Annotated in this window: 11 protein-coding genes; 3 read left to right on the top strand and 8 right to left on the bottom strand. The window is 34.7% G+C overall.

Going from position 1 to position 10,775, the window contains the following annotated elements; genetic code table 11:
• The first annotated feature begins 70 nt into the window (after nucleotides 1-70).
• Nucleotides 71-688 carry an MATE family efflux transporter gene (locus NE544_RS10960; protein WP_370866122.1) on the top strand — a complete coding sequence of 206 codons (618 nt, stop codon included), beginning with the start codon at nucleotides 71-73 and terminating at the stop codon, nucleotides 686-688.
• Nucleotides 689-715: 27 nt separating this feature from the next.
• Here NE544_RS10960 and NE544_RS10955 read toward each other — a convergent pair whose 3' ends face one another.
• The 5 genes from NE544_RS10955 to NE544_RS10935 are packed head-to-tail and all read right to left on the bottom strand — an operon-like array spanning nucleotide 716 to nucleotide 4,235.
• Nucleotides 716-1,459 carry a copper homeostasis protein CutC gene (locus NE544_RS10955; RefSeq protein WP_256269354.1) on the bottom strand — a complete coding sequence of 248 codons (744 nt, stop codon included), beginning with the start codon at nucleotides 1,457-1,459 and terminating at the stop codon, nucleotides 716-718.
• Nucleotides 1,443-2,564, bottom strand: a complete 1,122-nt coding sequence (locus NE544_RS10950) for a Sapep family Mn(2+)-dependent dipeptidase (protein ID WP_256269353.1) — start codon at nucleotides 2,562-2,564, stop codon at nucleotides 1,443-1,445. Before NE544_RS10950 ends, NE544_RS10955 begins: the two co-directional genes overlap by 17 nt.
• 1 nt (nucleotide 2,565) lies before the next feature.
• The gene (locus tag NE544_RS10945; RefSeq protein ID WP_256269352.1) at nucleotides 2,566-3,525 is read right to left on the bottom strand and encodes a N(4)-(beta-N-acetylglucosaminyl)-L-asparaginase; all 960 of its coding nucleotides are present in this window, start codon (nucleotides 3,523-3,525) and stop codon (nucleotides 2,566-2,568) included.
• 53 nt (nucleotides 3,526-3,578) lie between these two features.
• The gene (locus NE544_RS10940) at nucleotides 3,579-3,902 is read right to left on the bottom strand and encodes a PTS sugar transporter subunit IIB (RefSeq protein ID WP_117572409.1); all 324 of its coding nucleotides are present in this window, start codon (nucleotides 3,900-3,902) and stop codon (nucleotides 3,579-3,581) included.
• Nucleotides 3,903-3,911: 9 nt separating this feature from the next.
• Entirely contained in the window at nucleotides 3,912-4,235 is a 324-nt protein-coding gene (locus NE544_RS10935; RefSeq protein ID WP_117925071.1) for a PTS lactose/cellobiose transporter subunit IIA, read from the bottom strand.
• A 171-nt stretch (nucleotides 4,236-4,406) separates the two neighbouring features.
• Between NE544_RS10935 and NE544_RS10930 the strand changes: the two genes are divergently transcribed.
• Nucleotides 4,407-6,119, top strand: coding sequence for a M3 family oligoendopeptidase (locus NE544_RS10930; RefSeq protein ID WP_256269351.1), 1,713 nt, complete (start codon nucleotides 4,407-4,409; stop codon nucleotides 6,117-6,119).
• The gene (locus tag NE544_RS10925) at nucleotides 6,116-7,021 is read left to right on the top strand and encodes a dipeptidase (protein ID WP_256269350.1); all 906 of its coding nucleotides are present in this window, start codon (nucleotides 6,116-6,118) and stop codon (nucleotides 7,019-7,021) included. Before NE544_RS10930 ends, NE544_RS10925 begins: the two co-directional genes overlap by 4 nt.
• Before the next feature lie 37 nt (nucleotides 7,022-7,058).
• Here the strand turns inward: NE544_RS10925 and NE544_RS10920 are convergent, their stop codons facing one another.
• From NE544_RS10920 to NE544_RS10910, 3 genes are read right to left on the bottom strand one after another with little or no spacing between them, the layout of a single operon-like run.
• Complete coding sequence (locus NE544_RS10920; protein ID WP_256269349.1) at nucleotides 7,059-8,519, bottom strand: M81 family metallopeptidase; 1,461 nt, start codon at nucleotides 8,517-8,519, stop codon at nucleotides 7,059-7,061.
• 4 nt (nucleotides 8,520-8,523) lie between these two features.
• Entirely contained in the window at nucleotides 8,524-9,606 is a 1,083-nt protein-coding gene (locus NE544_RS10915) for a M42 family metallopeptidase (protein ID WP_256269348.1), read from the bottom strand.
• Between the two features lie 8 nt (nucleotides 9,607-9,614).
• Nucleotides 9,615-10,637: a M42 family metallopeptidase gene (locus NE544_RS10910; RefSeq protein WP_256269347.1), complete on the bottom strand. Its 1,023-nt coding sequence runs from the start codon at nucleotides 10,635-10,637 to the stop codon at nucleotides 9,615-9,617.
• Nucleotides 10,638-10,775: the final 138 nt, after the last annotated feature.

The following is a 10,775-nucleotide window of genomic DNA, read 5'->3' as shown; positions in this document are numbered from 1 at the left end:
TAAAATAAAAAACTAGAATTATTACTTGAATAACTTCTAGTTCTATAATACGAAAAAAGAGTTTTTAGATATCTTCACCATTGGAATTCCTGCTTCTATCACAAATTTAATGTCGAGTATTGGTGTAGCTTTGACAAATCGTTATTTAGTTGTGTTCGGCAATGAAAATGTTGCCGCAATGGGAATCGCCCTAAAAGTGAATATGATCCTGTTATTGATCATGGTTGGTTTTGCGTTTGGGGCACAACCACTTTTAGGATTTAATTATGGAGCCAAAAACACAGAACGCCTACGTGCATTCATTAAGTTTGACATTTTTATCGAAGTCACATTTGCACTCATTACTGCCGTTATCCTAAGTGTTTTTGCTCCGTATATCATCCAATCCTTTATGAATGATGCACACATTATTCAAACGGGAAGCCTTATGTTAAGACTACTTGTTCTATCTAGTCCGTGTGTAGGTATAATCTTAGTCTTTACAACTCTATTTCAATCGGAAGGAAAAGCACTTCCTGCTTTAATTTTATCCATTTCTAGACAAGGTGTTATTTACGCAATCTGCATTGTCATATTATCTAAATTATTTACCTTCCATGGAATCTTGATTTCTCAGGCTACAGCCGATGTAGTAACGGCTATAATCGCGATTCTAATTTACTCAAAACAAAAGACTGTAACAAGATAAATTTGCTTTGTTACAGTCTTTTCCACATTATTTAATACTATCAACTAATTTTTTTACCAACTCTACGTCCACTACATCATAGTCATTTTCATGTGGACTTTCTAAGTAACTATATGAAACACCATTTTTTGTTGTGGTTGTATCTGCTTTATAATTCTTACAAGATGAATGCACCTGATATACGCCTGTATAATTCATCATCATTTTTGCGTTTTCTGCATTCATTCCACTGCCAGGAAGAATCTGAATCTTATCACCATATTGATTATTCAATACTTTAATTAAATCAATACCTTCCATAGCTTTTGATTTTTGTCCACTTGTAAGTACGCGATCCGCTCCTAAATCAATCAATGTTTCAATGGCTTCAAATGCATCTGGCGTTACATCAAAAGCTCTGTGGAATACAGCTTCCTTATTGTATGAATGAATCAAGTCGATCATTCTTTTTGTGTCCTCTTCACAAATTGTGCCATCCTCATTTAAAAAACCAAACGCAATTCCATCAGCACCATGATCCAAAAGAATCTTGGCATCTTCAAACATAATTTCTATATCTTCTTTTTCATAACAGAAACCAGCAGCACGCACACGTACCATGCAAATAACTGTTAAGTCTGTTTCTTGTTTTACACGAACTAGACTTGCGACACTTGGTGTTAAGCCACCAACACTTAACGCACTATTTAATTCAACCCTCTTTGCACTACCCTGATATGCAGCTATACAATCTTGATAACTACCTGCACATACTTCAATCATTCTCTCCATTAGCCAACCTCACTATACTTAATGCGTATATTTTCGCATTTAAAATCAAATCACTACGATCCATCCATTCATTCGGATTGTGCCCAATGCCCTTTTGCCCAGGAAAACTAGGTCCAAAAGGAACTATATTTGGCATGATCTTCGCATAAGTTCCACCCGTAGTTGTAACTGGCGTACCATCCATGCCTGTTACCTTTTCATAAGTCGCCTTTAATGTTTGACATAAGAATCCATTTTTATCAAAATAAACAGGATCATAATTATGTATACATTCTACTTGCAGTCCTTTGCTTAATTTAGATTTGATTGTCATCTCTATTGTATCATTACTAATACTTGCAGGATAGCTAAAAGAGAAGTCAAAGCCAAGTTTTCCTTCTAAATCCACCAGCTTTTTATTACTCATCTGCATTTTACCAAATTCAGGATCCTCAATATTGAGTCCCAATTTATTTCCAAATCCATTGTCTGATAAAATATATTCATTAATAAATTGATTGAATACAGTTTTATTTTCAATAGCCGTGCTCACACGATAGGTACTTCTTCCTCTTTCCGCATATACAACCGGATATTTACAATCGGGTGTCCAGCCCATAATAGGTGGTTTTCTGACTTTAAGGAAATGTGTTAAATCTTCAAATCCCGTTTCTTCATTCGTTCCAAACAAAATATAAACAGGACGCTTTAACTGAATTTTCAATTCCTTTATGGCATAGAGTGCATATAAACAAGATAAAGTCGGTCCTTTATTATCTAAAATACCACGGGCAAAGATTCTGCCATTTTCATCTTCATAAGCTGAGAACGGAGGATGATTCCATCCTTCTCCTACAGGAACAACGTCTAAATGTCCCATAATGCCAATATAGTCTTCTCCTGTACCATATTTGGCAATACCCACCATATGATCGACGTTTTCTGTTTCAAAACCTAATTCACGAGCTAATTTCAATGCTTCTTCTAAAGCTTTATTTACGCCTTCTCCAAAAGGTATACCTGGCTTAGCTTCACTTTGTACACTATCGATTTGAACAATTCTTTTGATTCCTGAAATCATCTCATCACTGATTTCATCAATCTTCTTTAATAATTCTTCTTCCATTTTATTTCCTTACTAATGGAGCTGTGCGCGTGGCCATATAGTTGTCCATCCATTCTTTACTTGCGACTTCAAATGTGCATTTTCCATCCGCATCATGATTTACTAAATATACTGTTGGGGCTTGTTTTTCAGTTGCCACTACAAAACTAAAACCTTCAATATTTGTAGCACAACCCCATTCACCCTTATTATTCATCGCAATCAAAGACATGTCTCCAGCTTTCCCTCTTCTTCGTTTTAATTCTAAATCAAAATCGTGTACAGCCTTTTCACACGCTTGTTGAGGATGCATGCCTTCTTTCATTAGGCGAACAATTTCATAAGAAACACAGCCCTTCATAACATCTTCACCTAAACCTGTAGCACTCGCTCCTCCAACAAAAGAATCTACATAGAATCCAGAACCACATACGGGCGAATCGCCTAGACGCCCTGGATGTTTCATGAACAATCCAGAAGTACTTGTAGCACTTGTCATATGTCCTGCAGTATCTAGACAAACCATACCTACTGTATCATGTCCTGAATATGGTTTTAATTCCGTATTTGTGATTTCTTTTGTACGATTGTGATAATGAATCTTGGCACGATCTGTAAGCATTGTTTTTCTTTCAAAGCCATGTCTTGAAGCATATTTTTCAGCTCCTTGACCCACTAAGAAATTGTTGGCATCATAGTGCATTAGACTACGTGCAATACTAACAGGGTTGGCAAAATCTTTAACACCTCCAACACATCCAAATTCTAGTGTATCCCCATCCATAAAAGCAGCATCTAATTCCACTTCCATTTCTTCATTTGGAAGTCCTCCATATCCTACACTTTTATAGTATTCAAAATCCTCTACAGCTTTGATTGCTTCTTCAATCGAATCCGCCGCACTTTCGTTATTTTTTAACATAGAATCTGCTTTTGAAATTCCTTCTAAAGCCATTCTCCATGTTGCGATAATTCCGTACATACCTTTTCCTCCTACATATGATTCAAAAATAAAATCGCTTTAAAAAAGCGACCTTATTTGTTTTTAAATTTTTTCATTTGCACGATAGCTTTTTTTAATACTTTTTCTGCATCCATCATACCATAATCTGTTGGATCAATAACCATAACTGGTGTTTTATCACCGTATTTTTTATTGATTTCATCAAATAAGAATTTAGTTTGTGGACCAATCAAGATACAATCTAAAGTATTTTTTTCAATGATGTCTTGAATGATTTTATATGAAAATGCCTTACATTCAATTGGCAAGTTGTGACTGTCAGCCACGTCCTGCATACGTTGTGCCATCATACTTGTTGACATCCCATTATCACAAAATAAGTATACTCTTTTCATATTCGTCTCCTACCTATTCTCAATATCTTGAAATTTCTTGAAAATCACGATTTGTTGTTGGGCAAAAGCCTTAAAATTTTCAGCTGCCATCAATTGATCCTCTGCATGCATCAACAACATGTTTACCGCAACAGACTCTCCTCTTGCCTCTTGTTGAATCAAAGAAGCATGTGCTTCATGACCTTTAATATAAATAGCATCTCCTTCTTTAATTAGTTCTTCTGCCTTATCAAATTCGTATTCCTGTGCCTTACGTGCTGCTTCAATATAGCTTGATTTTGCAGTTCCTACACAAGAAATAATTTGAAAGCTTATCATTTCCAAGTTTTCCATAGATACCCTCCTTGTTCTGATTGTATTGTACATCATACAAATTTTCTTTTCTATGAATCGAACTTCCTAGCGATTAGGAAATATTCGATTATTCCTAACATCTAGGAAATTCCTTTCTGAGTATTCCATTCCTATACTTCCTATAATTAATATAGAAAGACAGGTGTACAAATGACAAACAATTATAAATGGGATTTATCTAAATTATATACTGGTTATGATGATCCAATCTTTTTAAAGGACTATGACCAGTTAGTAAACTACAAAATAGAAAACGTGAACACAAACACTTCCTTTAAACAACTTGAAGAAATCAAAGACCTAGAATATCGACTTCGTTTATATGTAACACTAAGACTAAGTGTAGAAGCCAACAATGAAGATGCTATTTTATGGTCAAGCAAAGTATTAAGTGCTTGTGCTGTAGCCGCAAATCAAATGAATGAATTATGGACAAAAATCTTAGAAGATAAAGAAATCAAACAATCAAGCTATTATACAACCTATAAATTTATCATTGAAGAAAAATTAAACAATGCTAAACACACATTGCCTTTAGAACAGCAGGAAATATTAAACTTAGTATATCCAACAAGTAAAAAAGCTTTTTCAGACATGTACTATGCACTAACTGGAAATGCCAAGGCCAACTATCGTGGAAATAGCTTACCTTTAACACAAGTAAAGAATATGTGTCATGATAATGATTCCAACGTTCGTAAAGATGCCTTTCTAGCCGAGCTTGAAGCCTATAAACCAATTGAAACCCCACTTGCTTTTGCGGTAAGTGCCATCAAGAAACAACAACTTATAGAAGCACGCTTACTTGGCTATAAAGATCCTTTAGAAAAAATGTTGATTGAATCAAGAATGTCATCCAAAACATTAGATGCGATGATGACTAGTATTCAAAAATATTTACCTGTATTTAGAAAATATCTTCGTACAAAGGCCAAGATGCTAGGTTATGATCATGGTCTTCCTTGGTATGAAATCTATGCCACTTTACAAGAATGTGACTTTAATTTCTCTATTGAAGATTGCGAATCCTATATTTTGGATGCTTTTGAAAAAGTAGGTGAAAACTTACATGAAATGACAAAAACTGCATTTAATGAACATTGGATTGATTATCCAACTTACGAAGGTAAACAACCTGGCGCATTCTGTGAAAACCTGGGTTGGATCCATGAAAGTCGTATTATCACAAACTACAACAATACATTAAGTGATATTATTACAGTTGCCCATGAGTTAGGTCATGCTTTCCATGGAGAAATGATTGAAGAACAAGCTATTTTAAACCGTGATTATTGTATGCCTCTGGCAGAAACGGCAAGTACATTTAATGAAAATGTAATGTATAACTATATGGCAAGCATTTTACCTAAAAAAGAAAAATTATTAGTCATTGATACACAATTATCGGCATTATGTCAAAACGTATTGGACATCTATGCGCGATTCTTATTTGAAAAATCTGTATTTGAGCATATTGAAGAAGGTTTCTTAAATGCCAAACAACTATGTGAACTAATGAAGGAAGCCCTAAATAAATCATTCGGTGATGGTTTAGACAAGAACTGGATACATCCTTATCGTTGGATTACAAAGGTACATTACTACATTCCAGATATCGCATACTATAACTTTCCATATACATTTGGTGCTTTATTTTCTCGTGGTTTATACGCAAAATTCAAAAAGGAAGGGACATCATTTATTCCTAAATATGAAAAACTACTAGCTGCAACAACCACAAATACTTGTGAAAATGTCGCAAGCATGGCAGATATCAACATTGAAGAGGAATCGTTCTGGCAAGAAAGTCTACAATCGATTGCCGAACAAATTCAAGACTTCTTAAAGGAGTTAAGCGCATGATCTCATTTGCGAATTTACATGATGATATAGGAAATGATTTATTCGATCATAAAGAACAGTTGAATCGTTTGGATGAATTTCACTATCCTCGCTTTAAAGAAGGCAACATGAAATTTTCTGCCATTGTCTGCTGCTTTAGCGGCACTGAATCATGGCAAGATATGCAAGAATGTATCGTATATGCCAATGATTGTATTCATTCAAGTAAACATTTCTCATTTAACAACGATAAAGATATTCAAGTCTTTATCGCTGTTGAAGGTATGTGTGGAATTAAAGAAGATGTCACAAATAAAATTCAATGGTTATATGATCATAATGTGCGTCTTGGCTCATTATGCTGGAACGATGATAATGCCCTAGCTTGTGGTGCAAGAACAAATAATAAACCATTAACAGATCTAGGTATTGAAGCGATTCAAGCTATGAATCATATTGGAATAGCCATTGATACAAGTCATTGTTGCGAATGGAACTTCTATGATATCGCAAAAACAAGTACAAAGCCCATCATCGCATCTCACAGTAATGTGAAGGCTTTATACAATCATTATCGTAACTTGAGTGATTTACAGCTAGACATTATTAGAAATAAACAAGGACTAGTTGGAGGTATTCCGGTTCGTTGGTTTGTGAAGAACAAGAAAGAAAATGCGACACTAGATGACTTTATTGAAATCCTTAAATACTTAAAAGAAAAGATTGGTATTGAACATATCGCATTAGGTTTTGATTTTATGGACTATATTCCTGGCATGGAAGATAGTAATGTGGTTGGTATGAAGGACATCACAGAAATCCAAAATATTGCACTAAAACTCAAGGTAAATGAATTCACAGATGAAGAAATCAATGCGATTTGTTTCAACAATGCATATTCATTTATGCAAAACTATTTATAAAAGATAAAATCCACCGAGCGGTGGATTTATTTTTTCATTAAATTTCGTCTAATTCACGATCATCATATGGATACATTGGTCTATGAATTTGTCTAAATACAAGCTTTTCACTCGCTTGATTTGTAGGTCCATCCGTTAGTGCCATAACACAATACGATGCATATGCATCAAATTCAGCTGAGATATAACCTTGTTTAACAACAACGACATCATAATCATCTAGATTTAGGCCGCTTGTTACATATTGGACAGGTTCATAATATTGAATGGCATCATTTTCAACCACAACATACACAGGCATGTTTTCTACCTTTACAGTAATTACTGTACCAATATCTTCTTTACCAACATACATTTCTTCAGCTAAGCCTTTAGCTACAACACTACCTTTAATATGGATTTTCTGACATAGTTCATCATAGTCCATACCCAAATCAAATTCAACATTGTCGCCAACTTTTTTGTTCATTAAGAAAGCATGTGCATTAAAATCAACGATTCCCGAAACTAAGTATTTCTTATGATTAAAATCATCTAAATTCATAATTTGTCTTAAAACATAATTATTAAAGCCATCCGCACCAGATCCTACATTATCTCCAGAATCGGTAATAAAGCATGTTCCTTGATCATGATAAACAACTTGTTTGATCGCATCTTCTAAAGAAGCTACATTTCCATGATAGTGGAATTCATGACGTTTTGAATAGGCAAATTCACGAATTTTTCTTGCCCACATATCCGCAAATTCTGTGTCTTTTTTTGTCTTTGGACATACGACAACAGAACATCCTAAGTTTGGTCCATCATGTCTTAAATAACCAATGTGGAAAGAGGCTGAACGAATGCGACCTGTCTTTTCAGCTTCTTCTAACATATTGTTGATAGACACCATAGGTTCATCAAAAGATACACTTTTTTCTCCACCAATAATAATGGGAACACGATAATAAATTGGATGAATGTCTTCTCTATGATTTAATAGATCAATAAAATCTTTAGCCATAAATTGATACGTTTCCTTTGTATCAATGTGTGGTGAGTGTCTATAACATCTTAATAGATTTACATTTGAAACTAATTCTTCCGATAAATTTCCATGTGGATCCATAACTAGGGCAATAGGCATATATGGTCCAACAATAGCACGAATTTCGCGTAGAATCGCATGTTCTGCTGAACCTCCTTGTAAACCAATCACCTTACTAGCGCCATGAAGAAACAAGAAGATTCCATCAATTTCGTGTAGATGTTCTTTCACACTTTGTTTGAACTTATCCACAATAAATTCATAAGCCTGTAAAGTTACAGGTCCATGGGGATGTCCAATCGCACCAATACTTGGAATCAATTCAATGCCATTTTTTTCAAAAATATCTCGACAATACATAGAGTCGATACAGTCTTCTCCATATTTCAAAATAAATTTATCTAGACTCATTAAAGATCTAGAGTGTTCATTGGATTCTGAACTAAATCTTCCAACTAATACTTTCATTGTTTTATCCTTTCAATATCTGCAACAATTCATTATCTAATCGACGAGCAAATTCAGCCATTAATAATACAGTTTGCCAATAATCCTTACGATGAATGATCAATCGATGAGAATGCATATAACGTGTAGGAATAGATAATGTCATTGTGACAACACCATCATGTGATTTATGAATATTATCGGCATCTGTTCCACCACATGTCATCATGTCATAATTGATGTCTAAATCTAAATCTTTACAGATTTCTTCCATCTTTGTGATAAAATTTTTATTTGCGATAATTCCCGCATCCATTACACTTAATACAACACCTTTTCCTAAGCCATTGATTCCTTTATCCATTGGTGTATCCATACTTGTTGTTACGTCTAAGGCAATCGCAACATCTGGATGTAACATATTTGCGGCTGTTCTTGCTCCTCGTAAACCAACTTCTTCTTGCACTGTACCAACACCATATAAATTGCATTTATGCTTATCTTGACTTAAAAGACGCATTACATCTACAACCATAGCTGCACATAAACGATCATCCCAGGCTTTTCCCATTAAATAGTTTGGGTTATTCATAACTGTAAATTCTGTATCTGGCGTAATCATATCGCCAATTTGAATCCCTAATTCTTCAACTTCAGCACGGTTTGCGACACCCAAATCTAAAAATAAATCTAAGGGATGAATAACTTTTTCTTTGACTTCCTTACTCAATCCATGAGGCGCACTTGATCCTACAACACCTTGATATCTTTTCCCTTCATGTGTTGTCACTACAAGCGTCTGACTAGGTAGTACATGTCCCCACCATCCTCCAACTGGGAGCATACGAATGTAGCCTTGTTCATCAATTTCGCGCACTAGAAAACCAACTTCATCCATGTGTCCACAAATCATTAAAGTAGGCTGGTCTTCTTCTCCTTTTTGAAGTCCAATGATGGATCCTAAATTATCATATGTAATTTCATCCGCATAGGGATTCATCCACTTTTTCATCATGCGACTCACTTCTTTTTCGTTTCCACTAATGCCATGAGCCTCACTTAATTCTTTCAGCATTTCTAAATTAATATCACCAATTGCTTGTTCCATAGTATCACCTATCGATTTGATTCCTTAAATTCTTGAATCTTTTCTTCATTTAAATGTTCAACAAATACAGTTAAAGCTTTTTTTGCGCAGTCATAATCATTTAGATCCATACTTTCAATTGCGCTGTATGCATTTTGAATCGCAATCGATACATTCAGTGTTGGACATCCGGCAAACAATTTGTGTACCCATGCCCCTTCATTTAGATCCATACTATAGTAGTGCTGATATGCGATATCTTCCTCTTTACAGATTTGTACTAATGCATCTAATAAACCGCGGTTTGGCATCATCCCTTTATCGTAGAAAGATACTAATAAGCCTTTTCCTAGCTCTCCTACGCTCTGGTCTTTTTCATCTAATGTTTTAGCTTTCTTACAACCAAGTACAACACCTAGATCTGGTTTTACCAGTTCTGTAGCTGTTGTGGCTCCTCGCTGTCCTACTTCTTCCATGACGCAAGCTCCAACATATAAATCAAAATCAAATTCTTTATCTTTAACAGCTTCTAATAATTCAACAGCCATTAAACATCCAACTCTTGATTCTAATGCTTTTGAAATACATTGTTTTTGTACTTTGACAAATGCGCCATCTACAACGGCACTATCTCCTACAAATACACCAAGTGCTAATGTTTCTTCTTTTGAATACGTTCCAAAATCGATAACCATTTTTTCTGTGCCTACCACAAAGGCATTGACTTCACCTGTTTTTGTTTTTACACGCAAACGACTTCCTGGTAAGTATTGTTTATTGATTTTACCTATTTCAATAAATTCAGCACTTCCATTATCATTAATTTTTGTGATCATTAATCCTGATTCATCCATGTGTGTAATTACTAATACGCGCTTTGCGTTTTCCTTTTTACTTTTCTTTACGCCAAATACAGAGCCTAAATTATCATATACAATTTCATCACAATATGGCTCTAAGTATTGTGCCATACATTTGCCAACATTTTTTTCATCTCCTGAAATTGAAATTGCTTGTGTTAAAGTATTAAGTATTTTTAATGTTTCTGACATGATTATGTCCTCCTTATATAAAGCAGTATAGACCTATTTTGTTTCACTAGATTCCAAATGTATTTCCTATTGTTAGGAACATAAAGAAAGTAGGCGGCAGAGTTTAAATTCTGCCGCCCCTTATCAAACCATACGTGC

Origin of the sequence: Holdemanella sp. MSK.7.32 (assembly GCF_024460475.1) — a bacterium.
In the GTDB taxonomy this organism is placed as follows: Bacteria; Bacillota_I; Bacilli_A; order Erysipelotrichales; family Erysipelotrichaceae; genus Holdemanella.
This window is presented reverse-complemented; position numbering and strand designations above follow the sequence as displayed.

What these genes read in the sequence shown, in the direction of transcription:
- NE544_RS10955 (WP_256269354.1), bottom strand. Translation starts at nt 1,459, where the DNA reads ATGGAGAGAATGATTGAAGTATGTGCAGGTAGTTATCAAGATTGTATA.
- NE544_RS10950 (WP_256269353.1), bottom strand. Translation starts at nt 2,564, where the DNA reads ATGGAAGAAGAATTATTAAAGAAGATTGATGAAATCAGTGATGAGATG.
- NE544_RS10945 (WP_256269352.1), bottom strand. Translation starts at nt 3,525, where the DNA reads ATGTACGGAATTATCGCAACATGGAGAATGGCTTTAGAAGGAATTTCA.
- NE544_RS10940 (WP_117572409.1), bottom strand. Translation starts at nt 3,902, where the DNA reads ATGAAAAGAGTATACTTATTTTGTGATAATGGGATGTCAACAAGTATG.
- NE544_RS10935 (WP_117925071.1), bottom strand. Translation starts at nt 4,235, where the DNA reads ATGGAAAACTTGGAAATGATAAGCTTTCAAATTATTTCTTGTGTAGGA.
- NE544_RS10930 (WP_256269351.1), top strand. Translation starts at nt 4,407, where the DNA reads ATGACAAACAATTATAAATGGGATTTATCTAAATTATATACTGGTTAT.
- NE544_RS10925 (WP_256269350.1), top strand. Translation starts at nt 6,116, where the DNA reads ATGATCTCATTTGCGAATTTACATGATGATATAGGAAATGATTTATTC.
- NE544_RS10920 (WP_256269349.1), bottom strand. Translation starts at nt 8,519, where the DNA reads ATGAAAGTATTAGTTGGAAGATTTAGTTCAGAATCCAATGAACACTCT.
- NE544_RS10915 (WP_256269348.1), bottom strand. Translation starts at nt 9,606, where the DNA reads ATGGAACAAGCAATTGGTGATATTAATTTAGAAATGCTGAAAGAATTA.
- NE544_RS10910 (WP_256269347.1), bottom strand. Translation starts at nt 10,637, where the DNA reads ATGTCAGAAACATTAAAAATACTTAATACTTTAACACAAGCAATTTCA.